Source organism: Pseudomonas helmanticensis (genome assembly GCF_900182985.1).
In the GTDB taxonomy this organism is placed as follows: Bacteria; Pseudomonadota; Gammaproteobacteria; order Pseudomonadales; family Pseudomonadaceae; genus Aquipseudomonas; species Aquipseudomonas helmanticensis.
Genome location: NZ_FXUY01000002.1, coordinates 1154905 through 1179764, shown reverse-complemented (window position 1 = coordinate 1179764; position 24860 = coordinate 1154905). Strand labels below are relative to the sequence as shown.

The 24860-nt window shown below is 59.2% G+C and carries 19 protein-coding genes; 5 read left to right on the top strand and 14 right to left on the bottom strand.

Annotation, left to right across the window (positions count from 1 at the left end; all coding sequences use genetic code 11):
* Position 1 precedes the first annotated feature (1 nt).
* Entirely contained in the window at positions 2-5200 is a 5199-nt protein-coding gene (locus QOL84_RS28090) for a dermonecrotic toxin domain-containing protein (RefSeq protein ID WP_283439327.1), read from the bottom strand.
* A gap of 264 nt (positions 5201-5464) precedes the next feature.
* On the opposite strand from QOL84_RS28090, the gene QOL84_RS28085 reads away from it, so the two are divergent.
* The gene (locus QOL84_RS28085; protein WP_283439326.1) at positions 5465-6484 is read left to right on the top strand and encodes an alpha/beta fold hydrolase; all 1020 of its coding nucleotides are present in this window, start codon (positions 5465-5467) and stop codon (positions 6482-6484) included.
* A gap of 197 nt (positions 6485-6681) precedes the next feature.
* Positions 6682-7347 carry a DsbA family oxidoreductase gene (locus QOL84_RS28080; protein WP_283439325.1) on the top strand — a complete coding sequence of 222 codons (666 nt, stop codon included), beginning with the start codon at positions 6682-6684 and terminating at the stop codon, positions 7345-7347.
* Between the two features lie 187 nt (positions 7348-7534).
* Here the strand turns inward: QOL84_RS28080 and QOL84_RS28075 are convergent, their stop codons facing one another.
* The 11 genes from QOL84_RS28075 to QOL84_RS28025 all read right to left on the bottom strand — a co-directional run bounded on the left by QOL84_RS28075 (position 7535) and on the right by QOL84_RS28025 (position 20308).
* A complete protein-coding gene (locus tag QOL84_RS28075) occupies positions 7535-7864 on the bottom strand; it encodes a GlpM family protein (RefSeq protein ID WP_283439488.1) in 330 nt (109 codons plus the stop codon).
* Between the two features lie 20 nt (positions 7865-7884).
* Positions 7885-9213, bottom strand: a complete 1329-nt coding sequence (gene aauR, locus QOL84_RS28070) for a two-component response regulator AauR (protein ID WP_283439324.1) — start codon at positions 9211-9213, stop codon at positions 7885-7887.
* Entirely contained in the window at positions 9210-11111 is a 1902-nt protein-coding gene (aauS, locus tag QOL84_RS28065; protein ID WP_283439323.1) for a two-component sensor histidine kinase AauS, read from the bottom strand. Before aauS ends, aauR begins: the two co-directional genes overlap by 4 nt.
* 145 nt (positions 11112-11256) lie before the next feature.
* A complete protein-coding gene (locus QOL84_RS28060) occupies positions 11257-11991 on the bottom strand; it encodes an amino acid ABC transporter ATP-binding protein (RefSeq protein WP_283439322.1) in 735 nt (244 codons plus the stop codon).
* Complete coding sequence (locus QOL84_RS28055) at positions 11988-12659, bottom strand: amino acid ABC transporter permease (RefSeq protein ID WP_129395333.1); 672 nt, start codon at positions 12657-12659, stop codon at positions 11988-11990. Before QOL84_RS28055 ends, QOL84_RS28060 begins: the two co-directional genes overlap by 4 nt.
* Positions 12659-13405, bottom strand: coding sequence for an amino acid ABC transporter permease (locus QOL84_RS28050; protein ID WP_129395332.1), 747 nt, complete (start codon positions 13403-13405; stop codon positions 12659-12661). Before QOL84_RS28050 ends, QOL84_RS28055 begins: the two co-directional genes overlap by 1 nt.
* Positions 13406-13599: 194 nt before the next feature.
* The gene (locus QOL84_RS28045) at positions 13600-14526 is read right to left on the bottom strand and encodes a glutamate/aspartate ABC transporter substrate-binding protein (RefSeq protein ID WP_283439321.1); all 927 of its coding nucleotides are present in this window, start codon (positions 14524-14526) and stop codon (positions 13600-13602) included.
* A gap of 524 nt (positions 14527-15050) precedes the next feature.
* Positions 15051-16589 (bottom strand): glycerol-3-phosphate dehydrogenase, encoded by a 1539-nt coding sequence (gene glpD / locus QOL84_RS28040; RefSeq protein ID WP_283439320.1) that lies wholly within the window; start codon positions 16587-16589, stop codon positions 15051-15053.
* Between the two features lie 293 nt (positions 16590-16882).
* On the bottom strand, positions 16883-17638 hold the full coding sequence (locus QOL84_RS28035) for a DeoR/GlpR family transcriptional regulator (protein WP_007916700.1): 756 nt from the start codon (positions 17636-17638) through the stop codon (positions 16883-16885).
* 238 nt (positions 17639-17876) lie between these two features.
* Complete coding sequence (glpK, locus tag QOL84_RS28030) at positions 17877-19379, bottom strand: glycerol kinase GlpK (protein WP_129395329.1); 1503 nt, start codon at positions 19377-19379, stop codon at positions 17877-17879.
* A 77-nt stretch (positions 19380-19456) separates the two neighbouring features.
* Positions 19457-20308, bottom strand: a complete 852-nt coding sequence (locus QOL84_RS28025; protein WP_007916695.1) for an MIP/aquaporin family protein — start codon at positions 20306-20308, stop codon at positions 19457-19459.
* Between the two features lie 362 nt (positions 20309-20670).
* Here QOL84_RS28025 and ybaK point away from each other — a divergent pair, with 362 nt between their 5' ends.
* Together ybaK and QOL84_RS28015 are read left to right on the top strand one after the other, a co-directional pair.
* The gene (ybaK, locus tag QOL84_RS28020; RefSeq protein WP_129395328.1) at positions 20671-21141 is read left to right on the top strand and encodes a Cys-tRNA(Pro) deacylase; all 471 of its coding nucleotides are present in this window, start codon (positions 20671-20673) and stop codon (positions 21139-21141) included.
* Positions 21142-21238: 97 nt separating this feature from the next.
* A complete protein-coding gene (locus QOL84_RS28015; RefSeq protein WP_283439319.1) occupies positions 21239-22021 on the top strand; it encodes a PhzF family phenazine biosynthesis protein in 783 nt (260 codons plus the stop codon).
* Between the two features lie 78 nt (positions 22022-22099).
* Here the strand turns inward: QOL84_RS28015 and QOL84_RS28010 are convergent, their stop codons facing one another.
* Together QOL84_RS28010 and argF are read right to left on the bottom strand one after the other, a co-directional pair.
* A complete protein-coding gene (locus QOL84_RS28010; protein ID WP_129395326.1) occupies positions 22100-23209 on the bottom strand; it encodes an ABC transporter ATP-binding protein in 1110 nt (369 codons plus the stop codon).
* Complete coding sequence (gene argF, locus QOL84_RS28005) at positions 23206-24126, bottom strand: ornithine carbamoyltransferase (RefSeq protein WP_100845205.1); 921 nt, start codon at positions 24124-24126, stop codon at positions 23206-23208. Before argF ends, QOL84_RS28010 begins: the two co-directional genes overlap by 4 nt.
* A gap of 403 nt (positions 24127-24529) precedes the next feature.
* Between argF and QOL84_RS28000 the strand changes: the two genes are divergently transcribed.
* The gene (locus QOL84_RS28000) at positions 24530-24820 is read left to right on the top strand and encodes a hypothetical protein (protein ID WP_038369077.1); all 291 of its coding nucleotides are present in this window, start codon (positions 24530-24532) and stop codon (positions 24818-24820) included.
* Positions 24821-24860: the final 40 nt, after the last annotated feature.

Genomic DNA, 24860 nt, shown 5'->3' with positions numbered 1-24860 from the left:
CCTACAGCTTTGAAAAGTGCCGAATGCCCAGCGCTCTACCGACATCGCCACGCCAGATCGCCTCGACCTGCGCGCCACTTGCTGCCTGCGCCTGCTGCCATTGCAGACCAAGGTTGCGCTGCTCGGGCAGTTTCAAGTGGGCTTTGACGAAGTCCTCGAAAGGTACTTTGTCCGACGTGTAGTGAAAGTGCGCATACCAGAGCGCGCGTGGCGGATTAGCGGTCAGATCGCGCACCTCGTACTCCTGGAGAAAGTCTTTGCGCCCGTCGACTCGTTTGCCCAGTGCGCGCAGTGCGCCTTCCTTGCGGATATCGACTTTTTTCTGTTGCAGCAGATAGTCCAGATATCCCTCGGTAGGTGTTCTGCTGCGCAGTGACTGGTCGATGCGCAACGTACGGCCGAGGCTTACCAACTCCTGAGCCTTGTCCTGCAATTGCACGACCAGCGGCTCGTCTGGCGAAAGCCGCGCGATGGCGTTCGCACGGGTACTCAGTTCTGTCGATTCACTGCCGAGCATGTGTTCCAGATCGATTGGCAGCATGTCCTGGCGCGCGTAACCGGTGACTTTGCTGTTATAGGCGGGTAAGGCGGCGAGACGCTTGCGGGCTTCGCTCAGCAGGGGTTGTACGTTGGTTGGCAAGGATTGAGCAGAGGCCGCGGGTTGCGCGTCCAGATGGTACTTGCCGCTCGAACGCGGCAGCCAGGTTTCCCGGTAACCGTCGAGTCCTGCGATGGTGAACCGCTTTTGCCGGGTCCCGGCATCAATACTTTCGATACCGATCAGCAATTGGTTGTCCTCGGTTTCAAACAACTGCTTGCCGCCCGCTTCTTTGGGTTTGATCGCGGGACGTTGCTTGATCGCTTGACGGGCATGCTGTTCAACCTGGGTCAGACCGTCGAGAAACGCCTTGACCTGCTCGAGATCCAGGTGCTGCGGATAACCCAGCGTCCAGGCGTTCAACTGACGGCGAAAGCCGGCGTAGATTTCCAGGCAGTCCTCGATCACACGGTTGCGTTGGGCAAGGCTGGCATGAACTTGAGGTAAATGATGTTGCGTCAGCAGCGCACGTCCGACCTTGACCCGGGCTTCTTTGAGTTGCACGTGAAAGTAGACCCAGGACAGGTCGGCGACCGCCTCGTAGTGGGTAATGATCTCCAGAAGGTGCGCGGTTCTGAGGTAATAGTGCGTGGTTTCGCCAAACCTCAGGTTGAGCGGCGCGAGTTCCGCCGTCATTTTGGCTTTATGCGTCTTGTTGGTGATGCGGCTATTCCACAGATTGGCCTGTTCGATGAGCCCGTGCTGGTGATCGAACTCCTTGAGGAAGTTTTTGCGCACAATCTTGCGTTGTGCCATGAGGCTGACATGGGCTGGAGTGTTATCGACGGGCGTCGCATCAGACTGCGCCACGAGTTCATCGACATTGTCCAGATGCTCAAGCAGGCGTTGGCGGGAAATGGTCTCGCGCTGCAATGACCGATCAACCTGCATCCATGCGCAGCGACTTTGAATGTCTTTGAGGAGCTGGCGTTTTCCACCATGACTCAGCGGCATTAGTTCGGCAACATTCTGGTATAGCTCCTGAGCCAGTTCGATATCGTTGATACAGGCTGCGTCGACCGTCGCTTCCAGAGTTTTTCGCTCGGTAATGGACAGTTGGTTGTAACGCTCCAGAAGTTGGTTGGAGCTTCGCGTCTGGCTATCAAGGCGCCGGATACAGGCATCGGCAGTGTTGGTCAGGGTCAGTTGCCTGCGCAGTTGGCGATCGGTCCACCAGCGCGGCAACCACTGACGGATGGATTCGGGCCAGAGCGGGTCGAGGCCATTGGCCAAATGCCCGATGGCCGCGCCACCGCCGGCACCGCCGCCGTCCATCAACGTGCCATGCACGGCGTAATGGGTGTTCCATTGACCGGCCTCATCAAGGGCGATCGGCTGTTTATAGGAGCGCGCCCACGTGCCATAGAGCCTCCAGCCGCGCGGGGTGTCGTGCAACTCAATGCGGTAGATGCGACCCTGACGCACCATGAAGTCCCCATCGGGATGGCGATAGACATTGCGATAAATGCCGTGGCTATCGGTTCGCAGACCCGTCAGGGAAATCTCGAACTCATACTCGTAGCCCTTGAAACGATCGAGTGACTGGCGCGCCCATTGCCATGAGGTCGGCATGGCACCGGACTTTGTTGTCAATGCTGTCACGCGGCGCTGGCGGGGTATCAGGCGAACGGCGGCGGGTACCGAGACCGTGCCTGGAAGAATATCCATGGCGGCATCGATCAGGGACAACAACACCGATTCGACTTCCGCCAGACCGTGCCCGATGTCTCCGCGCAGAAACGCCGCAACCGCCAGATTGGCGCTGTTCCAAGCGTCATACAGGGCGACCGAAGCGCCGATGAATGGCAGCATGCCCACAGCCATTTTCAGGTAGTTGAACAGCGTGCCGGACTTCAGTGCGCATGTTTCCAGATACAAAGCGTCATTGGAGCGAGAACTGCTGCGATGAGCTTCCAGCACTCGGCCCATGTGCACATCGAGCAGGTGCGTGGCCAGTGACGTCGAGGTTGGCCAGGCCAGCCCGGTGCCGATCAGCGCGTGGAAATTGCGCAGTTGCGCCTCATTGATCCGGCTGACATGGGTGGCAAAATCGCCGCTCAAGGTGCGCCCGGCCAAGTAGTTGACCATGCTCGCGTCTACGCAACGTTTGAACAGATCCAGACGTGCCTCTTCCAGCGTGGCGTACTGGCGCAGGAAAACGCCGTCGGTGCTGTCCGGCAAATACAGCAGCGTCAAACCGCTGACCTGTTCGACGATAAACGTCACCCCGGCCAGGGTGCTCGGTCCCTGATGGGCGGTGTCCGTGCCGCCGACGGTCAGATGTGCAGGCAACAGCACGATACGTTTGCCGTTGACGGTATACGCCTCCCGCGTCGAGGCATCGATGGCAATCTTCAGCAACGCGTGTCCGGCACTGTCGATATGCCGTTGCAGTACGGCGAACTCGCCTTGCAGCTTGAGCATCAGCCTCAACGGCTCACTAAGGCATTCGCGCCGATACGCCAGGTCGAACGCTGATTCGTCGGGCGCTCCCAGAAAGGCCTGACGGACAAGAGATTCATAATTTCCGGCCAGGTCCAGATCCGTTAATGACTTGCGCAAATAAGCCGGAGTCAATCCGCTTTCCACCGCTTTTCGATCCTGCTCATCTTCGGCGCTGACCTTGACCCGCAGGAATGACAGCCGCCACCACATCGCCTGGTCTATGTTGTCTTGCGCCAGTTCATCGAGCAGCATTTCGCTGCGCCGAAGACTCCCTACCAGAGTGTTGCGTTGCGGTGTGCCGGGCGCTGCGCCGTCGATCAGGGTTTTCTGCCAGGCGGTGCTGTCGGGCAAATCCAGCGTCACGGTCACGCTTCGCTTGAGCGAGAAATCCTTGCGCAGTCGAGCGTCAATGCGTTTTTTGCCGAAGGCAGATCGCGCTGGAAGATCGCGTTCGAGCAATGTATGGGAGCGCTGCATGGCGTGGAGGTAGTCACGGATCAACGTTTTGATGCGCGTAACTTGTGCATTCTCCAGTTTGTCCAGCCAGGCCGGCAGGTTCCCGGCCAGGGCAGCGGTGCGTTCCTGTTCGAGACGATAGGCGAATGCCAGTTCGCGTGCCTGGGACGAGGGCACGGTCAGACGTGTGAGATGTTGTTCGCGCAGTTGTTCCATCGCGGCCGCCCGTTCTCTGGCATGGGAGGGCAGTGGATTGTCACTGATGACGGTCGCTGCCTGCTGCTCGCATTGATACAACTGCTGTTCAAGTACCCAAACGAACGGATTGCCGATTACCGGCGTCAGTTGCAACAGTGATTTCTGGTCATTGGCCGAGTGCTTGAACAGCTTTTGTTCCAGCGCCTGGCGAGAACTGAACCGCTGCAGTCCGCCGAACTGCCCGGGCCAGTAGAGCAACAGGCTTTCAGTGGCATCCGGCTCCAGCGCCCAGGGTGCGGCGATGACCAGGACACCGGTTAGATCTTCAACCTTCGAGTGGTCATCTGCCATTGCCGACAGAGTCACACGGGCAATTACCGTTTCCGGGGAACTCAGTGTCTGCTCGGGCGCGTCCAGCAAGGCAATGATTCGCTGGTGCTCATCGACGGAGAGCTGATTGAGCGTCAGTTGCAGTTCGACCTCGGCGCGCAAGCCGCGCAAGCGGGCCTGATGCAGGGAGTGGTAATGGGCATTGGTGGCGTGACGCAGTTCGAGCATTTTCAGCGGAGCGCGGTGCTCGAGCAACGCTGAAGCCGCGTTATGGCTGGCGTTTTGCGCCTCGCTCAAGGCGTCGAACTGTTGCGTCAGTTTCTGCCGCTGCGGGGTGTTCAGGCTGGCAGCCACGGCATCGCCGAGTAACTGTTCGAGGGCTTTCTGTTCAAGGGCCAATGCCTGGCTGCGCTGGCTGAAAGGAATGTCGGGGTTCAGCAGACCGAACAGGGCCGGGTCGTCGACAGGCACTGCTTCATCGGGAGTTGGCAAGGGTGGTTCGGCGATCAGGCTCGACAAGTCGGGCCATGTGGGCGAAGGGTGCGCATTGGGCAACAGATTGAAAAGTAATTCGAGGTTGCACTTGAGTGGGTCGAGATCGAGCGCGACTTCTGCCAGCATTACTGCCTCCAGTCGCGGCAGCCGGCTGTGTTTCTGGCAATGTTCGATCAGCCAGCGCTGCAGATCGGCGTGTCGCCTGAAGAGACTCAAGGCTGGCGAGTATGAAGGCAGATACAGATGACAGCCGGGCGAATCGTTGCCAATGCGCAATAGCAATGCACCCGGCAACGAGACGTGGCTGTCATCGGCACGTTTGAGCTGAAGCTGCGCGATATGCACGTCGGGTGTGACCGCTGTTGAAGGATCGACGGCCGCCGATAATGTCTGCAATTGTCCGATGCTGATCACCCCTTCTGCACAGGCGATCTGGCTGGCCGCCTCGAAATGCTGACGGTAGATGCGCAGGGCCTGATCCCGGCGCGACAGTGGTGTGCCGGTTGCACGCAGGCTCCAGTCGCGGTCGCTGCCGGTCGGAAACCGGGCCATGAGGTCCAGCCACTGGCGGTGACAGTTACGCAGACGTGCGCCAGCGCTCAGGTAAAGGTTTTGATCGAGGTTCGACCGCAGAGGCTGGTCCAGGCCGAAATCGGCCGTAGAAGGGGTATCGGACATGCGACAGGCTCCAGAAAACATGAAGGCCGGCTAATCCCGGTCTTCATGCCATTAGAGGCGAGCCGTCACTGGCATCTGCGGTACATATTTATCGCTTTTTGCCGCGTTCGTTTCAAAAAGTGTCGAGGTCACGCGGGTTGTCGCGAGCATGAGTGCATGACCATTCGGCAAACTTCATCAAACTGTCACGCAACTGTGGCAGCGCGCTTGAACAAACTTCATCAGACTCGCGCTCTACTGGGGTTCTGCGTTTCGGTGTTTTTCATGCGTTTATTTTTCCTGTTGGCCGCGCTCATGTTCGGCCTGCCGTCGATGGCGGCTTCGCGTTGCGATGTCAATGTACCGACCGAAAGGGTCGATCTGGCGCAGGTGAGCCTGGCGTACCAGAGCATCGGTCGCGCCTCGGATCCGGCGTTGCTGTTGGTGATGGGGCTGGGCGGGCAGTTGATCCATTGGCCGGATGAAGTCGTGGTGGCTCTGTGTCAGCAAGGCTTTCGGGTGATCCGCTACGACAACCGCGATGTCGGTCTGTCGACCTGGCGCCAGGCACCGGCCGAGGCCAACCTGACGTTTGAAGTGCTGCGCTACAAACTTGGTCTGCCAGTGGCGGCGCCCTATAGCCTGACCGACATGGCCGACGATGCGTTGGGTTTGATGGATGCGCTGCACGTCGAGCAATTTCATGTGCTGGGTGCCAGCATGGGCGGGATGATCGCCCAGCACATGGCGGCGATGGCGCCGCAGCGAGTCGAGAGCCTGACGCTGATCATGACCACTTCCGGCGCCGAAGGGTTGCCGGCGCCGAGCGCGGCGCTGGTGCAATTGCTGTCGCGACGCGGCGCACCGAATCGGCAGGCCGCGCTGGAGCAGCAGGCTGATTTGTTGGCAGCACTGGGTAGCCCGGCGGTCAGTGACGATCGGCAAGCATTGCTGCAACAGGCGGCGGCGTCCTACGACCGCGCGTTCAATCCTGAGGGCGTGAAGCGGCAGATCATGGCGATCCTCGCCGAACCGAGCCGGGTGGCGCTGCTCAATCAGTTGCGGGTGCCGACGCTGGTGGTGCATGGCACGGCAGATCCATTGCTGCCGGTGATGCATGGCGTGCATCTGGCGGCGCATATTCGCGGCAGTCAGTTGAAGCTGATTCCGGGTCTGGCGCATCGTTTTCAAGAGGCGTTCAAAGAGCCGTTGCTGGCGGCGGTGCTGCCGTATTTGCAGGCGCATCGTGAAGACACTTCGCACTGGGCGCAGATTGAGCCGGTGGTGGGCGGGAATCTGCTGTAACCAGGGGTTGCGGCGCCTTATCGCGAGCAGGCTCGCTTCCACATTGGAACGCATTCCCCGTGTAGGAGCTGCCGCAGGCTGCGATCTTTTGATCTTGAAAAACAAAGTCAAAAGATCGCAGCCTGCGGCAGCTCCTACAGGGGCGTCAGGGTGTATCGTGCGAACTTTCCCTCACGAATTCCCCTGCGAGGTGTGTGATGAGTTCTGCTTTGAAGATCGATTTTGTCAGCGACGTCTCTTGCCCGTGGTGTGTCGTCGGCTTGTATGGCTTGCTTGAAGCGCTGGAGATTCTGCGCAACGAAGTGCAGGCCGAGATCCGTTTCCAGCCGTTCGAGTTGAATCCGAAAATGGGCACTGACGGGCAGAACATCGCCGAACACATCCAGGAAAAATACGGCTCGACGCCGGAGCAGTCGCAAAAGAATCGCGAGGCGATTCGTGCGCGGGGTGCCGAGCTTGGATTTGCCTTTCGCACCGATGGCAACAGCCGCATCTACAACACTTTCGATGCGCACCGCTTGTTGCATTGGGCGGCGCTTGAAGGTGCGCAGTTGCCGTTGAAAGAGGCGTTGTTCAAGGCCTATTTCAGCGATGGCGGCAATCCGTCGGATCACCGGCAACTGGTGCAGATCGCCGAGAGTGTCGGCCTGGATCGCCAGCGTGCGGAGACGATTCTGGCGTCGGACAAGTTCGCCGATGAGGTGCGTGAAGAAGAGCAGCTGTGGCTGCAACGCGGAGTGAGTTCGGTGCCGACGGTGGTGTTCAACGGTCAGTACGCGGTGACGGGCGGGCAGCCGGTGGAGACATTTGTCGGGGCGATTCGGCAGATCATGGCCGAGTCCAAGGGCGGCACCGTCAACTGAAGAGCAAAAGCCCCTCACCCTAGCCCTCTCCCAGAGGGAGAGGGGACTGAATGGGGGATGCTGGAGTGATACGCCGACCTGAGGGTGCTTCGCTGAAGCCATAATCGACTCGGTTTTTCAGGTCGATGTAACTTGAGCGACACCTCGGTCGGCCCCCTCTCCCTCTGGGAGAGGGCTGGGGTGAGGGTCAGCTGTGCAGCCGAACCCAAACGGTCACCAAAACAGTGGCGGCCATCAACCACGCCACCGCCGCCACGGCCAGTGACGCTTCAAGCCGCAATCGATCAACCATCACGTACAGCGTCGCCAGATAGATAAAGTACGGAATGATCGACCACATGCCGAACACGATCGTGGTCTTCAGATCTTCAATCGAGCGCCCCTTGCCAACGATGTAATGCGCAATCAGCGCAAACGTCGGAAACAGCGGTATCAGCCCGGCGATGTAATAGTTTCTGGTTTTCGACAGCGCTGCGATGATCACCACCACCGCTGCGCCCAACAAGGCTTTGAAAATCAGGTCCACGTGGTTCTCGCTTAATGGCTCAGGCCGTATTTTTTGACTTTGTCGAACAGCGTGGTCTTGGCCATGCCCAGCTCGAGACTCGCCTGGGTCAGGTTGCCGCCGCTGCGCTGCAAGGCGTCGTTGAGCAGGTTGCGCTCGAACGCTTCCACCGCTTCGGCGAATGCCAGGCCCTGTGCGCCACTGCTGGCACCGGACTTCTTGAACGCTGGCAAACCGAGGGCAAAACGCTCGGCGACGTTGCGCAGTTCACGCACGTTGCCCGGCCAGTCGTGGCTCATCAAATTTGACAGGGTCTGGTTGTCCAGCTCCGGCAGCGCGCGATCAAAACGCAAGGCCGACTGTTGGGTGAAGTGTTCGAACAGCTGCAGGATGTCTTCGCGGCGCTCGCGCAGTGGCGGCAATTCCAGCGTCACCACGTTGAGTCGATAGTACAGATCGCTACGGAATTCGCCGGACTTGCTCGATTCGTCGAGGTCGGATTTGGTCGCCGCGATCACCCGGCAATCCACCGCCACGCTCTGGTTCGAACCGAGGCGTTCGAGAGTGCGCTCCTGCAACACGCGCAGCAATTTGATCTGCAACGGCAGCGGCATGCTTTCCACTTCGTCGAGGAACAGCGTGCCGCCGTCGGCGTGTTCGATCTTGCCGATGCGCCGTTTGCCCGCGCCGGTGAAGGCGTTGGCCTCGTGGCCGAAAATCTCGCTTTCGAAGAGGTTCTCCGGCAGACCGCCGCAGTTCAGCGCGACGAACTGTTTGCTGTGACGACGACTGAAATCGTGCAGGCAACGCGCGACCAGTTCCTTGCCGGTGCCGGTCTCGCCTTCGATCAATACGTTGGCCGAAGTGTCGGCGACGTTGGCGATCAGTTCGCGCAGGTTCTGCATGGCCGGTGAGCGACCGATGATGCGGCCTTCAAGGGAATCGCGTTCGGCCAGTTGCCGGCGCAGCGACGACACTTCGCGGGCAAGGCTGCGTTGCTCCAGCGCTCGCCGTGCGACATCGACCAGACGTTCCGGCGAGAACGGTTTCTCCATGAAGTCGTAGGCGCCTTTCTGCATCGCGCCGACAGCCATGGAAATGTCGCCGTGGCCGGTGATCAATACCACCGGCAGGCTGCGATCACGTTGCTTGAGGCGGGTCAGCAGTTCCAGGCCATCGATGCCTGGCAGGCGAATGTCGCTGATGACGATGCCGGCAAAGTTGTCGCCGACCCGTTCCAGCGCTTCTTCGGCACTGCCGACGCCGACGCAGGGAATGTCTTCCAGCGTCAGCGCCTGCTGGCAGCCGAGCAGCACATGGGGGTCGTCTTCGACGATCAGCACACTAAGTTCGGGGTTCATATTGGCTCGGCAGGTGTAGGGCTTACCAACGGTAAACTGAGGGCAAAGGTGGTACCACCGCTGGCCGGGTGTTCGACACCCAGATGCCCGCCGGTGGCGGCGGCGAAGCTGGCGGAAAGGGTCAAGCCGAGACCCAGGCCCTGTTCGCCAAGTTTGGTTGTAAAGAACGGTTCGAACAGATGCTTGCGCGCTTCGGCATCGATGCCGTGCCCGTTGTCGCGTACACGCAGGCGATACTTGCCGTTGAATTCTTCGCCCTCCAGCCACAGTTCAGGTTGTGGTTGCGCCTGCATGGCGTCGAGGGCGTTGCCGATCAGGTTGACCAGAATCTGTTCGAGGCGGGTCTGGTCGATCTGCACCTGGACGTCGATGAATTGCCGATGCACCTGCAACGCGGCGCTTTCGACCCGAGCGCCGAGCACTTGCAGCGCCGCGTCGACAGCTTTGCCGAGGCTGGCCTGGCCCTGATTGTCGCCGCGCCGGGCGAACGAGCGCAGGCTGGCGGTGATGCGGCCCATACGATCGATCAAGTCGTTGATGGTCTTCAGATTGGTACTGGCGACATCGAGTTGGCCGCGCTCCAGAAAGCGAATGGTATTGCCGGACAGCGTGCGCATCGCTGCCAGTGGCTGGTTCAATTCGTGGGCGATGCTGGTCGACATCTGGCCGATCGCCGCAAGCTTGCCGGCCTGCACCAGCTCATCCTGCGCGCGGCGTAAGGTCTCTTCGGCCTGACGGCGTTCGCGGATCTGACTCTTCAGACGCTCGTTGCTCGCGCGCAGGTCGGTGGTGCGTTCGGTAATCCGACGCTCCAGTTGATTGTTGGCTTCCTGCAAGGCCTCGCGGGCGGCGAGGCGGGTGGCGATGACCTTGCGCCGCTCGTTCCAGGCGATCAGCAGGAACGCCACCAGCGCAAACGCGACGGCGACGAGAATGCCCTGGTTGATCGCTTCGCGGCGCAGATCCTGCAACGGCGTGAGCAGGGTGAAATTCCACGGTGTGTCGGTCAGTGGCCGGGTTTGCGCCAGATAGCTGATGTCGTCTTCGTCGGACTGCAGTTCGCTGTTGGCGGGGAAGGTGAGTTTCTCCACACCCTCAGACAACGTCTCGCGCGCCAGCGGTTGCAGTTCATTGAGCGGGAACCAGTAATACTGCAGGCTGCGGGCGAGTTTCTCTTTGGTCTCTTCGCTCAGCGGAATGACTGACTTGAGCCGTCGGGCGGGATCGCTGGAGAGAATGATGATGCCGTTTTCATCGCTGACGAACGCTTCGAGACGCGCTCGCTGCCAGCGTTCTTCCATGGCTTCCAGGCGCACCTTGACCACGGCGACGCCAATGATCTTGCCGTGTTCTTCGAGGCCGTGGGCGAGGTAGTAACCCGGCTCGCCATTGGTGCTGCCGATCCCGTAGAAACGACCAGGTTCGCCACGCACGGCGCGCTGAAAGTAGGCGCGGAAGGACAGGTCTTCACCGAGATAACTGTCGACATCGCGCCAGTTGCTGGTGGCCATGACACGGCCGGTGGTGTCCATCACGTAGATGGCCCGACTGCGGCTGCGCCGGTTCAGGCCTTCAAGGTAGGCGTTGACCGTTTGCCGGTGTTCCGGGGTCGGGTCGGCCAGCAACTGCGGGACACTGGTTTCGAGTTCCAGCAGGCTGGGCAGATAGGTGTATTTGCTGATCTCGCTTTCGACGGCGCGGGCGTGCAATTCCAACTGACGCTGGCCGTTCTCGCCGAGGCTGCGGATGCCGAAATGTTCACTGGTCCAGAAGCCGATGAAACCCAGTCCGATCATCAGGGTGATGATCAGCGGCGGCAGGAACAAATGACGAATCAGACGGGGCTTCACGGCAAGTGATGGCGGCGCGGCGCGATAGAGATTGGGGTCGCATTTCATCACAGATGCCTTGGGTCAACCACCACAACAGACCTTGCCATTCCCCTGTAGGAACTGCCGTAGGCTGCGATCTTTTGATCTTTAAAAACAAAGTCAAAAGATCGCAGCCTGCGGCAGCTCCTACAGGGGGCCGGCGGTGGTGGTTTTAGTGCTGCAGGATTTTCTCGAGGAAGTGCTGCGCGCGTTCGGAGCGGGCGCTGATGTCGCCGAAGAATTCCTCTTTCGGGCAGTCTTCGATGATCTTGCCGGCGTCCATGAAAATCACCCGGTCGGCCACTTTACGGGCGAAGCCCATTTCGTGGGTCACGCACATCATGGTCATGCCTTCGTGGGCCAGTTGCACCATCACGTCGAGTACTTCGTTAACCATTTCCGGGTCGAGCGCCGAGGTCGGTTCGTCGAACAGCATGACGATCGGGTCCATCGCCAGCGCACGGGCAATCGCCACGCGCTGTTGCTGACCACCGGACAGTTGCCCCGGATATTTGTGGGCGTGTGCGGACAAGCCGACGCGCTCAAGCAACTGCAGACCTTTCTTGGTCGCCTCTTCCTTGCTGCGGCCCAACACTTTGATCTGCGCAATGGTCAGGTTTTCGGTGATGGTCAGGTGCGGGAACAGTTCGAAATGCTGGAACACCATGCCCACGCGCGAACGCAGTTTTGGCAGATTGGTCTTTGGGTCGGCAATTGAAGTACCGTCGACGACGATGTCGCCTTTCTGGAACGGCTCCAGCGCATTGACGCATTTGATCAGGGTCGATTTACCCGAACCGGACGGGCCGCAGACCACGATCACTTCGCCTTTTTTGACCTCGGTGCTGCAATCAGTCAGCACCTGGAAGTCCCCATACCACTTGTTGATGTTCTTGATAGAGATCATACGGCGAACCTTTTTTGCAGACGCTTGACCAGCAGCGAGGCGGAAAAGCTGATGATGAAGTAGACGACACCGGCGAAAATCAGGAACTCGTTGGAGCGGCCAATGATGTCGCCGTTGGAGCGGGCGGAGTTGAGGAAGTCCACCAGGCCCACGGTGTAAACCAGCGAGGTGTCCTGGAACAGAATGATCGACTGTTGCAGCAGCAACGGGGTCATCTTGCGGAACGCCTGAGGCAGGATGATCAGGCGCATGGTCTGGCCGTAGCTCATGCCCATCGCCTGCGCGGCGGCCATCTGGCCTTTGGGGATCGACTGCACGCCGGCCCGGACGATTTCACAGAAGTACGCGGCTTCGAACATCATGAAAGCCACGACGCAGGAGGTGAACGCGCCAATCGGCGTGTCTTCGCCGGTGATCCAGCGCAGCACGAACGGCACCGCCAGGTAGAACCAGGTGATCACCAGCAGCAGCGGGATCGAGCGGAAGTAGTTCACATAAGCGCCGGCCACGCGTGACAGCAGTTTGCTGGACGACAGGCGCATCAGTGCCAGGATCGTCCCCAACACGATGCCGCCGACCACGCCCATGACCATCAACTGCAAGGTCATGACCATGCCGTTCCACAGGCCCGGGATAGCGGGGATGATGCCGCTGAAATCGAAGTCCATTATTTACCCCCCACGGAGATCAGGCCGGGCACCGCGACTTTCTTCTCGACCATGCGCATCAGCAACATCAGGCTCATGTTCAGGGTGAAGTAGATCAGCGTGGCCAGGGTGAAGGCTTCAAACAGGTTGGCCGAGAATTCGGCGGTCTGTTTGGTTTGCGCCAGCAGTTCCATCAGGCCGATCAAGGACGCCACGGAGGAGTTCTTGAAGACGTTGAGGAATTCCGAGGTAAGCGGCGGAATGATGATGCGGTAGGCCTGGGGCAGCAGCACGTTCCAGTAGATCTGCGGCAGCTTGAAGCCCATGGCGCGGGCGGCGGACTCTTGGCCGCGAGGCAGCGCCTGGATGCCGGTACGCACTTGCTCGCAGACGCGGGCGGCGGTGAACAGACCCAGGCAGACGACAACGCTCAGGTACGCCGAGGTGGTCGGGTTGAGGTCTTGCTTGTACCAGTCCTGCAGGTTTTGCGGCAGCAGGTCGGGTACCAGGAAGTACCAGATGAACAGCTGAACCAGCAGCGGCACGTTACGAAACAGTTCGACGTAGCAGGTCGCGATGCCCGATACGATGCGGTTCGGCACGGTACGCATGACCCCCAGAACGGAGCCAAGCAACAAGGCGACAATCCATGCCACGACAGCGATAGCAATGGTCCAGCCCAGACCCGCGATGTACCAGTCGAGATAAGTCTCGCTGCCAACGCCGGTGGACTTGAAGAACACGCCCCAGTCCCAGTTGTAATTCATTAGGGTCTCCCCTCGAGATCGATCGATGTACAAGTACCTGTTTGGGGAAGATCCTTTCCCGCCCGACGTTGAACGCCAGGCACACGCGATCGGCTCGGAAACCGCCAGGTCGAGTGTTCCAAAACAAAGCCAGCAGGTAGTAACTGACGCCTGAGGGAGAGTCGGTTCCCTCAGGCGATAAGGTTAGATCAGAGTCAGATTTTTACGTCAGGCGCTGGCTTGTCGCTCGGATTGGCGATCAGCTCCTTGACCTTGTCGCTCATCGGGAAGTTGAGGTTCAGGCCTTTAGGTGGGATCGGGCTCTCGAACCACTTGCTGTAGATCTTGTTGATCTCGCCGGACTTGTACAGGCCGACAATTGCGTCATCCACGGCTTTCTTGAAGGCCGGGTCGTCTTTGCGAACCATGCAGGCGTAGGCTTCGAAGGACTGTGGAGTACCGGTGATGACCCAGTCATCAGGCTTCTTGGCCTTGGCTTCTTCGCCGGCCAGCAGGGCGTCGTCCATCATGAAGGCAACGGCGCGGCCGCTTTCCAGCATGTTGAAGGATTCGCCGTGGTCCTTGGCGGAGATGACGTTCATGCCCATCTGCTTGTCGGCGTTCATCGCTTTGATGATGCGCTCGGACGTGGTGCCGGCGGTGGTCACGACGTTCTTGCCTTTCAGGTCGGCAAAGTCAGCGTAGGACGGCTTGCCATCCTTGTCTTTCTTGACCAGCAGACGGGTGCCGATTTCGAAGATGTTGACGGTGAAGTCGACTTGCTGAGCGCGTTCGGTGTTATTGGTGGTGGAGCCGCACTCGAGGTCCGCGGTGCCGTTCTGGATCAGCGGGATACGGGTTTGCGAGGTGACGAGGTTGTACTTGGCTTGCAGGTCGGGTTTGTTCAGGTCTTTTTTCAGGGCTTCAACGATAGCCATCTGAATGTCGTGGGAGTAGCCCACTGGTTTGCCCGAAGCGTCTGCAATGTAGGAAAACGGAATGGAGCTGTCGCGGTGAGCGAGCGTGATGGTGCCGGATTCGTTGATTTTCTTCAGGGTGCCGGTGAGTTCGGCGGCGAAAACTGGCGTGCTGATCAGAGCGGCAGCAATGGCTGCGCCCAGGATATGGGGAACGATGCGCATCAAATTTTCCTCGACATTGTTTTTTTTATGGAGCCAGTTCGTCGGCCCTTTTGTGCTTCGAATGCCTGACGGCTCCTGAAGTGTTGGCTCAACAGGCATTCGTCGAGAGAGTGTAGAGCATGAGTCGTGCCAGACCAGTCTCGATTGGTTAAGTTGATGATTTATAAGGTGATTAAAGTTCTATGGCGGATTTTTTTGTATGGGTGGATCCGGTTAACCGAATTGACCAGGGAGTCTCGTTCGGAAAACCGAACGGTGAAGAGCCCCTCACCCTAGCCCTCTCCCGGAGGGAGAGGGGACTGACCGGGGTGGATGGTGGAGTTACGCCGACGTGAGATAACGAGTCGAACTTAGATCTTGAAGCCCATGAAGATCGGCTCCCTTCCCCCTCTACCCCTTGGGGGAGAGGGCTGGGGTGAGGGGAAAAAGATCTGACTGACTCAATCAGATTCAATAAAACCCACAAAACAAAAAAGCCCCTGAACCTTACGATTCAGGGGCTTTTTGTTTAACCGATGTTCAGATCACGCCGCTTCAATCTTGCTACGGTTGTGTTCGACCTTACCCAGATACGCCGCAAGCTTCTCCTGCTCAGCCGGAGTGGTGAACAACCCCAGCTTGCTACGGCGCCAGAGAATGTCGTGCGCAGTGGTCGCCCACTCTTCGCTGCACAGGTAGTCGACTTCGCGGGTGTAGAGCCCGCCACCGAGGTGTTCGCCCATGTCGGCGAGGGTTTCCACGCCTTCGAGCATGCGCCAGGTGCGGCTGCCGTAGGTGGTCGACCAGCGACGCGCGATCTCGCTCGGCACGAAGTCGAACTTGTCGCGAATCAGTGCGCTCAAGGCCTGTGGCGTGGTCATGTCTTCGCCGCCGGGCAGGGTGGCCGTGGCTGTCCAGCTCGGGCGCATCTGGGTGAAGAACGGCAGCAGTTGCGCCATCGCCGATTCGGCGAGTTTGCGGTAGGTGGTCAGCTTGCCGCCAAAAACCGAAAGCAGTGGCGCTTCTTCGCTGTTGCCCGACAAGGCCAGGGTGTAGTCGCGGGTAACGGCCGACGGGTTGTCGGATTCGTCGTTGCACAGCGGGCGTACGCCCGAGTAGCTGTGTTGAATGTCGTCGCGGCTGATCTGCTGCTTGAAGTGCGCGTTGACCACTTTCAGCAAGTACTCGGTTTCGCCATCGGTGATTGCCACTTTCGCCGGATCACCGGTGTATTCACGGTCGGTGGTGCCGATCAGAGTGAAGTGGTTCAGGTACGGAATGGTGAAAACGATGCGCTGATCTTCGTTTTGCAGAATGTGCGCGTGATCGCCTTCGTACAGTTTCGGCACGATGACGTGGCTGCCCTGAATCAGACGGATGCCGTACGGCGATTCCATCTTCAGGTCATCACGGATGAACTTGGCAACCCACGGGCCTGCCGCGTTGACCAGTGCCTTGGCGGTGATCGAAAACAGGCTGCCGTCGGCACGTTCCAGGTTCAGGTGCCACAGGCCTTTGGCGCGCCGGGCGCTAACGCAACGGGTCTGGGTGTGCACGTGGGCGCCTTTTTCGCGGGCGGCCATGGCATTGAGTACTACGAGGCGGGCGTCGTCGACCCAGCAATCGGAGTATTCGAAGCCTTTCTTGATTTCGCTTTTCAACGCGCTGTCGGCGCCGAACTTCAGGCTTTTCGAACCCGGCAGTTTTTCGCGTTTGCCGAGGTTGTCATACAGGAACAGGCCGGCACGAATCATCCACGCCGGACGCAGGTGCGGACGGTGCGGCAACACGAAACGCATAGGCTTGACGATGTGCGGCGCCTTGGCCAGCAACACTTCGCGCTCGGCCAACGCTTCACGCACCAGACGGAATTCGTAATGTTCGAGGTAGCGCAGGCCACCGTGGATCAGCTTGCTGCTGGCCGACGAAGTGTGGCTGGCGAGGTCGTCCTTTTCGCAAAGGAACACCGAGAGACCGCGACCGGCGGCATCCGCTGCGATTCCCACGCCATTGATCCCGCCGCCGATGACGGCGATGTCGTAGATCTCGGAGATTGGGGGCGTACGCAAGGTAGAGGTGGACATCGGCTGGCCTCGGGCTCTTTTGATTTTCTGTCTTGGAAATCGAACATTAATGTTCATTTGCGAAAATGGTAGCCCATAAAGACGCGCGCAGCCAGTCACGTTCGATTGAAAAAACTCATCGAAGGGCAGGGAAAAGAAAATTTTCGAACATTAAATGCGCGCGAAGGCGCTAGAGGTGTGCCGTTTGTGAAGGCCTCTTCGCGAGCAAGCCCGCTCCCACATTTGGAATGCGTACCCCGTGTGGGAGCGGGCTTGCTCGCGAAGGCGACGGTGCAGACAATGAATCGAGGGGGTTAAACCACTTCCAGACGAATCTTGTGCTGACTCAACAACTGCGCCAACGCCGGCACCGGCTGCTGATCCGTCACCAAACAATCAATCAAACTAATCGGCCCCAACCGAATCATCGCATTACGCCCGAACTTGCTCGAGTCCGCCGCCAGAATCACCTGTCGCGCATTGGCAATGATCGCCTGCGAAACCCGCACTTCCTGATAATCGAAGTCGAGCAAGCTGCCGTCTTCATCGATGCCGCTGATCCCGACCAGGGCAAAATCAACCTTGAACTGATTGATGAAATCCACGCTCGCCTGACCGACCACACCGCCATCACGACGCACGTTGCCGCCGGTCAGCAGCACGTCGAAGTCATCCTTGGCACTGAGCATCGACGCTACGTGCAGGTTGTTGGTGATGATCTTCAGGTGGTTGTGATTGAGCAGGGCGCGGGCGATCGACTCGGTCGTCGTGCCGATATTGATGAACAGCGAGGCGTGATCGGGAATCTGTGCGGCGATGGCTTCACCGATGCGTTGTTTTTCATCGCGCATCTGATCGGCGCGCATCGCATAGGCAGTGTTTTCGACGCTGGAATCATAGGCGGCGCCGCCATGGTAGCGACGCAGCAGATTGGCTTCCGCGAGCTGATTGATGTCGCGGCGGATGGTTTGCGGGGTAACAACGAACAGCGTGGCCATTTCCTCGATGCTCACATAGCCGCGTTCGCGGACCAGCTCGAGGATTTGCTGCTGACGGGGAGGCAGATTCATGGGGCTTCCTTTGGGCTGCCGTGCAAAATTTGCCCATGATGACGCAGGAATCCGCTCCCGACCAGTTTCCAAACAACGTGAAAGCTACTGCGCTCGGCCATCCTGCGTTAAAAACAGGCTCGGACTGCTCATTTACAAACCCGTAAACTCCGCGTCCTCGCCTGTTTTTGCCTTGGCTTGCCTTCGCTCGCTACGCTTTCACGCTGTTTGGACCGCTTTAGCCAGTCCTAAGGTTGGCTTATTCAGCGTCTTCACGCGCCCAGTCGCGGGTGCGGCTGACGGCTTTTTTCCAGCCTTTATACAGCTTCTCCTTGGCGACTTCGTCGAGGCTCGGTTCGAACTCGCGCTCGATTACCGCTTTGCCACGCAGTTCCTCCAGGCTGCCCCAGAAACCGCACGCCAGACCGGCCAGATACGCGGCTCCGAGTGCCGTGGTTTCGCGCATTTGCGGGCGCTCAACCTGGGTGCCGAGGATGTCGGCCTGGAACTGCATGAGGAAGTTGTTCGCTACCGCGCCGCCGTCCACGCGCAGGGCTTTGAGGCGTTCGCCGGAGTCCTGTTGCATGGCGTCGAGCACGTCGCGGGTTTGGTAGGCGATCGATTCCAGTGCGGCGCGGATGATGTGATCGACGCGCACACCGCGTGTCAGGCCGAACAGCGCGCCACGGGCATACGGGTCCCAGTACGGAGCGCCGAGACCGGTGAATGCCGGTACCAGGTATACGCCATTGCTGTCCTTCACTTTATTGGCGAAGTATTCGGTGTCGTGGGCGTCGTTGATGATCTTCAGTTCATCACGCAGCCACTGCACGGTCGAACCGCCGTTGAATACCGCGCCTTCCAGTGCATAAGCGACTTCGCCACGCGGGCCGCAAGCGATGGTGGTAAGCATGCCGTGCTGCGATTTCACCGCTTTGTCGCCAGTGTTCATCAGCAGGAAGCAACCGGTGCCGTAGGTGTTTTTCGCCTGGCCTGGCTCGACGCACATCTGGCCGAACAGGGCGGCTTGTTGATCGCCGGCGATACCGCCGATGGCGATGCCGCTTTTAGTGCGACCGTAGATTTCCGAAGAGGCCTTCACTTCCGGGAGCATTTCGCGCGGGATGTCGAGGATTTCCAGCATCTTCGAATCCCACTCCAGCGAATGGATGTTGAAGAGCATGGTGCGCGAGGCGTTGGTGTAGTCGGTGACGTGTACCTTGCCGCCGGTGAATTTCCAGATCAGCCAGCTATCGACGGTGCCGAACAGCAGTTCGCCGTTGCGCGCACGCTCGCGGCTGCCTTCGACGTTGTCGAGGATCCACTTCAGTTTGGTGCCGGAGAAGTACGGGTCGGTGACCAGACCGGTGGTGTCGCTGATGTATTGCTCATGGCCATCGCGCTTGAGCTGCTGGCAGATCTCGGTGCTGCGGCGGCACTGCCAGACAATGGCGTTGTACACCGGGCGACCGGTGGTCTTGTCCCAGACCACAGTGGTTTCACGCTGGTTGGTGATGCCGATGGCGGCGACCTGATCGTGATGCAGACCGGCTTGCGCCAGCGCTTCAACCATCACCGCGCTTTGGGTGGCGAAGATTTCCATCGGATCGTGTTCGACCCAACCGGCTTGCGGGTAATGCTGGGCGAACTCGCGCTGCGCGGTGCAGACCACGTTCGCATCGCGGTCGAAAATGATCGCGCGGGAGCTGGTCGTACCCTGATCGAGGGCAATGATGTAGTTCTTATTCTGAATGTCGGTCATGTCGATTGCCTTGGACGAAATAAGGGAGAGTGGGCCGTGGCGCAGGCTCGGATTGGCAGGAGCCTGCGCCGACTGTTTCAAGAAGTTCTTGGTTTGCCGTCAATGGCCGGTTCTGCATCCTTTGTAGCAGGTGTGGCGCCGGTCAGGTGACGGGCGATGAGCCCGCGATACCCGGCAGCGCCGAGGCAGGCACCGACAATCGGTGCAAAAATCGGAATCAGGAAGTACGGAATATCGCGGCCGCCAGTGAAGGAAATTTCACCCCAGCCAGCGAAGAAAGTCATCAGTTTCGGACCGAAGTCACGCGCCGGGTTCATCGCGAACCCGGTCAGGGGGCCCATCGAACTGCCGATCACGGCGATCAGCAAGCCGATCAGCAGCGGCGCCAGCGGGCCTTTCGGCAAGCCGTTGTTGTCGTCGGTGAGGGACATGATCACGCCCATCAGGATCGCGGTGATGATCATCTCGACCAGGAAAGCCTGGGCCGTCGACAGCACCGGGTTCGGGAAGGTCGAGAACACCGAAGCCAACTCAAGGCTGGCGGCCGAGCCACGAACCATTTGGTGAGTTTGTTCGTAATCGAAGAATAGATTGCTGTACAGCGTGTAAACCAACAGCGCACCGCAGAAGGCGCCAGCGATCTGCGCAAGAATATAGAAGGGCAGTTTGCGCTTTTCAAAGTCGGCGAAGATTGCCAGGGCGATGCTGACAGCCGGGTTCAAGTGCGCGCCGGAAACCCCGGCCGTGAGGTAGATCGCCATGCTCACGCCGACGCCCCAAATGATGCTGATTTCCCACAGGCCGAAGCTGGCGCCCGCGACTTTGAGCGCGGCGACACAGCCGGTACCAAAAAAGATGAGCAGTGCAGTACCCAGAAACTCGGCCATGCATTGGCTCGAAAGCGATGGTTGCTGTAAAGCAGTTGTCATTGAAAACCTCGGTTTTTGTTGTTGTCTGGCGCATTGCCGATACGGCAGAGCGCGATTTTCGCCGGGTAGGAATCCCCATTCCATTGCCGGTTTACTGCTGGGTGCTGCAATGATGATAATTCTTACATTATTCAGATTCGAAAAAATATAGACAAGAAACAAACCTGTCAAAGGTCGAAAGTGAACTACCGGTCACAATATAACTATTCGCTGGGTGAATGATCCTCTGCCATGGCGCTGGGACGACGCGCTCGAAATGCCTGTAAGCCACAGGAATCGTGGCTTGGAATAGAGCCTTTTGAGGGCTGATCACCTAGAATCCGCCGGAGGATTTTTCAGTCACTGCCGAGCCTGGAGCTGCCATGACCCCTGCGTTGGACTTGTTGAAAAAAGTTCGTGCCGAACATCGCGTGCACAGTTACGAACATGACCCGAAGGCTGCCTCCTATGGGCTGGAGGCCGCAGAAAAACTGGCACTTGAGCCGGCGCAGGTGTTTAAAACGTTGCTGGCGGCCAGCGAAAAAGGTGAGCTGCTGGTGGCGGTGGTGCCGGTCGTCGGAAGTCTCGACCTGAAAGGTCTGGCGCATGCCGCGGGAGTGAAGAAAGTCGAAATGGCTGACCCCGCAGCAGCACAGCGTTCCAGCGGTTATCTGCTGGGCGGCATCAGCCCGTTGGGGCAGAAGAAACGCCTGCGCACCTTCATTGATAACTCGGCTCAGGGTTTTGCGACTATTTATGTCAGTGCCGGTCGGCGTGGCCTGGAAGTCGAGTTGGCCCCGGCGATTCTCGCCGAACACACCCAGGCCAAATTCGCCGACATCGGCCGCGCCTGACGTTCGCCCCGCTGTATGAAGAAAATTGGCCGGTTCTGTCACTGGCGCTGATCCGTCACGCGCTGCATGCTTTGCCGACTGACCCAGGGAGAAAGTTATGCAGCTCGAGTTTCATCAGGTCGACGCATTCAGTGATCGGCCGTTCAGTGGCAACCCGGCGATGGTCTATCGGCTCGATGCGTGGCTCGCCGATGAGCTGATGCAGAAGATCGCTGCCGAACACAATCTGGCGGAAACCGCGTTTCTGGTGCGTGAGGGATCGGCCTGGCATATCCGCTGGTTCACCCCGACCACCGAAGTGCCGCTGTGCGGGCACGCCACGCTGGCCAGTGCTTATGTGCTGTTCGAGATCTACCAGGAAACAGCCGAGCGTATCGACTTCACCTGCAAGTCCGGGCTGTTGAGTGTCAGCCGTGAAGCGGGTCGCTTGTGGCTGGACTTCCCGTCGATCGTACCGTCAGAGATTGGCGTGACGCTGGATGTCGGGCGCGCATTGGGGGTCGAAGCGGTTGATGTGCTGGGCTCCAACGAACTGTTTGTGGTGCTGGAGTCGGAGCAGGCGGTGCTTGATTGCAAGCCGGACATGGTCGCGTTGGCCAAGCTGCCGTGGTTGGGCGCAATCGTCACAGCGCGTGGTAATCAGCATGATTTCGTCTCGCGCTATTTCGCCCCGGCGATTGGTATCAATGAGGATCCGGTCACCGGGTCGACGCATTGCAGCCTGATACCGTATTGGTCCAAGCGTCTGGGAAAATCCAGTTTGACCGCATGCCAGCGTTCGGCGCGGGGTGGTGAGTTGTTCTGTCGGCTGGAAGGTGAGCGAGTGAAGATCGGCGGACATGCGACGCTCGTTGCGAGCGGCACCCTGATCCTCGGTTAAACGCTAAAAGATCGCAGCCTTCGGCAGCTCCTGCAGGGATCAATGTAGGAGCTGCCGAAGGCTGCGATCTTTTAATCTTTAAAGCGCAGTGCTGTAGCGGCGGACGCCGTTCTCAACTGCCGGAATCTGCGCAGCGGTGCTGCCGGATGCCTGAAACAATACGAGATGTTCAGCCGCAACCCGAATCCCTACTTCCGCGCCGACCTGATGATCCGCATGGCTCGGAAAAATCGATTCCAGCTGCGCTCCAGTCGGCAGTTGCAGGCGATACAAGGTCGAAGCCCCCAGGAACGTCTTGCCAACAATCCGTGCTTTCAACTCACTATCCGGCGCATAAACAATGTCATCCGGACGCAGTAATACATCAACAGCCCCGCCAATCGGCCACCCATACGCGCGGTTGCCGCGCAGTACGCCCAGTTCGGTCTGCACCGATTCGGGGCTGCCGAGCTGGCCGCGAACGAAGTAACCCTGACCGATGAAACTGGCCACGAATGGCGTCGCCGGCTCGTGATACAGGTTGTACGGCGTGTCCCACTGTTCCAGTCGACCTTCCTTGAACACACCAACGTGATCGCTGACGGCAAAGGCTTCTTCCTGGTCGTGGGTCACCAGAATCGCGCTGGTGCCGCGGGCCTTGAGAATGTCGCGCACCTCATGACTCAGTTTGCGGCGCAACTCGCCATCGAGGTTGGAGAAGGGTTCGTCGAGCAGCAGCAATTGCGGCTCGGGTGCCAAGGCGCGGGCGAGGGCGACACGTTGCTGCTGGCCGCCGGACAACTCGTGCGGGAAGCGCTTGCCGAGGTTTTTCAGGTTGACCAGTTCGAGCAGCTCTTCGGTGACGCGCGCCTTGTTCGGATGCTTGCGGATACCGAAGGCGATGTTGTCGGCGACGCTCAGGTGCGGAAACAGCGCGTAATCCTGGAATACCATGCCGATCCGGCGTTTCTCCGGAGCGAGGGTAAAGCCGGCGCTGGAGATGGTTTCGCCACCGAGGGTGATTTCACCTTCGTGCACCGGTTCGAAACCGGCGATGGCGCGCAGGGTGGTGGTCTTACCGCAGCCGGACGAGCCGAGCAGGCAGCCGATGTCACCGGCGTTGAGGTGCAGATTGAGGTTCTGCACCACACGTTGATCTTGGTAGCCGCAAGCGAGGTTGCGCAGGTTCAGCAGTAATTCATGGCTCATGCGTGGTGATATGCCGGTTCGACGAGGAACTCGAGCAGGGCCTTCTGTGCGTGGAGACGGTTTTCTGCCTGATCCCAGGCGACGGAGCGCGGGTCATCGAGCAGGTCGAGGCTGATTTCTTCGCCACGGTGCGCAGGCAAGCAGTGCATGAACAGCACGTCCTCGGCAGCGAGGTCGAGCAGGGCACGGTTGACCTGGAACGGGGCGAACAGCTTGAGGCGCTTGGCAGTTTCCTCTTCCTGGCCCATCGAAGTCCAGACGTCGGTGCTGACCAGATGTGCGCCGCGCACGGCGTCCTGCGGATCGCGGACGATGGTCACGCGATCGCCAGCCTTGGCGACGAATTCAGGGTTGGGTTCATAGCCTTCCGGGCAAGCAATGCGCAACTGGAAGTCGAACTGGATGGCCGCTTCTATATAGCTGTTGCACATGTTGTTGCCGTCGCCGATCCAGGCCACGGTCTTGCCCTGGATCGAACCACGGTGCTCAAGGAACGTCTGCATGTCGGCCAGCAACTGGCACGGGTGCAGATCATCGGACAGGCCGTTGATTACCGGCACGCGCGAATTGGCAGCGAATTCGGTCAATGTGCTGTGGGCAAAGGTGCGGATCATCACCGCGTCGAGCATGCTCGACATGACGATGGCGCAATCACCGATCGGCTCGCCACGGCCCAGTTGAGTGTCGCGTGGCGACAGGAAGATCGCCTGGCCACCGAGCTGGATCATGCCCGCCTCGAACGAAATCCGCGTACGGGTCGAGGATTTCTCGAAAATCATGCCCAGCACGCGGTTTTTCAGAGGCTCGAACAGTACGCCGCGGTTACGCAGGTCCTTGAGCTCAACGCCTCGACGAATCACGCTGACCAGCTCTTCGGGCGTGCAATCCATCAGGGAGAGAAAGTGCCTTGCGCTCATCATTGACTACCTTTTTGCTACAAACCGCAGATGCTCAAGGCCTTGTTTAACGGAACAACGGGCGAGACCTGCGGCGTAAGCCGCACGGGGCGACGAAATAGGGGGAGGCGCGATATTGACACTAAATGTCGCGTTTTTCCAATAGGCTACGGTTTTTGCGGGAATCGAAGAGCGCACTGGATGTTGCAGTCGCGCATTTGAAGCCGGGTTCAGGCAGCAGCGAGCCCCTTTGTACACTGGCCTCGCGGGGCTTGGCAATCCAGCGTGGCGGGGATGGTGCCACTCTGGTCGGTTTAAGACTGGCCGGTTATGGATTCGCTTGGTCGGATGGCCAGCCTGAAACATTTGCTAAAGCAAAGTGCTGGGTTATAAATACCTTTCGAGCGACGCAGGAAGCCTCCGCATGGAATCGAAAGAAAAATTGTTAATGGAATTGCTGGGCCACACGGCTCGCTCTCTGACCCATCTCACCGCGTCGGTCACCTCTATGTCCTTCGAACTGCTGCGCAGCGAAGACGAAGTGGTGAAGACTGCCGGCCGCCACATGATTGATCGCATGGCCACCATCAGTGCCGGGCTTGACGAGCACTGGCGGTTGATCGGCGAACTCACCGGCGTACACGTCGCCCACGAGCAGATCGAAACCATCCAGGAAATCCAGCTGGCCGCGCCGCCTCAGCTGCCCTCCAGTTGAACATGGCGGTGTATCTGCGCACCTGATAGTCGGCGATTCA

What these genes read in the sequence shown, in the direction of transcription:
- QOL84_RS28090 (WP_283439327.1), bottom strand. Translation starts at nt 5,200, where the DNA reads ATGTCCGATACCCCTTCTACGGCCGATTTCGGCCTGGACCAGCCTCTG.
- QOL84_RS28085 (WP_283439326.1), top strand. Translation starts at nt 5,465, where the DNA reads ATGCGTTTATTTTTCCTGTTGGCCGCGCTCATGTTCGGCCTGCCGTCG.
- QOL84_RS28080 (WP_283439325.1), top strand. Translation starts at nt 6,682, where the DNA reads ATGAGTTCTGCTTTGAAGATCGATTTTGTCAGCGACGTCTCTTGCCCG.
- aauR (WP_283439324.1), bottom strand. Translation starts at nt 9,213, where the DNA reads ATGAACCCCGAACTTAGTGTGCTGATCGTCGAAGACGACCCCCATGTG.
- aauS (WP_283439323.1), bottom strand. Translation starts at nt 11,111, where the DNA reads ATGAAATGCGACCCCAATCTCTATCGCGCCGCGCCGCCATCACTTGCC.
- QOL84_RS28060 (WP_283439322.1), bottom strand. Translation starts at nt 11,991, where the DNA reads ATGATCTCTATCAAGAACATCAACAAGTGGTATGGGGACTTCCAGGTG.
- QOL84_RS28055 (WP_129395333.1), bottom strand. Translation starts at nt 12,659, where the DNA reads ATGGACTTCGATTTCAGCGGCATCATCCCCGCTATCCCGGGCCTGTGG.
- QOL84_RS28050 (WP_129395332.1), bottom strand. Translation starts at nt 13,405, where the DNA reads ATGAATTACAACTGGGACTGGGGCGTGTTCTTCAAGTCCACCGGCGTT.
- QOL84_RS28045 (WP_283439321.1), bottom strand. Translation starts at nt 14,526, where the DNA reads ATGCGCATCGTTCCCCATATCCTGGGCGCAGCCATTGCTGCCGCTCTG.
- glpD (WP_283439320.1), bottom strand. Translation starts at nt 16,589, where the DNA reads ATGTCCACCTCTACCTTGCGTACGCCCCCAATCTCCGAGATCTACGAC.
- QOL84_RS28035 (WP_007916700.1), bottom strand. Translation starts at nt 17,638, where the DNA reads ATGAATCTGCCTCCCCGTCAGCAGCAAATCCTCGAGCTGGTCCGCGAA.
- glpK (WP_129395329.1), bottom strand. Translation starts at nt 19,379, where the DNA reads ATGACCGACATTCAGAATAAGAACTACATCATTGCCCTCGATCAGGGT.
- QOL84_RS28025 (WP_007916695.1), bottom strand. Translation starts at nt 20,308, where the DNA reads ATGACAACTGCTTTACAGCAACCATCGCTTTCGAGCCAATGCATGGCC.
- ybaK (WP_129395328.1), top strand. Translation starts at nt 20,671, where the DNA reads ATGACCCCTGCGTTGGACTTGTTGAAAAAAGTTCGTGCCGAACATCGC.
- QOL84_RS28015 (WP_283439319.1), top strand. Translation starts at nt 21,239, where the DNA reads ATGCAGCTCGAGTTTCATCAGGTCGACGCATTCAGTGATCGGCCGTTC.
- QOL84_RS28010 (WP_129395326.1), bottom strand. Translation starts at nt 23,209, where the DNA reads ATGAGCCATGAATTACTGCTGAACCTGCGCAACCTCGCTTGCGGCTAC.
- argF (WP_100845205.1), bottom strand. Translation starts at nt 24,126, where the DNA reads ATGAGCGCAAGGCACTTTCTCTCCCTGATGGATTGCACGCCCGAAGAG.
- QOL84_RS28000 (WP_038369077.1), top strand. Translation starts at nt 24,530, where the DNA reads ATGGAATCGAAAGAAAAATTGTTAATGGAATTGCTGGGCCACACGGCT.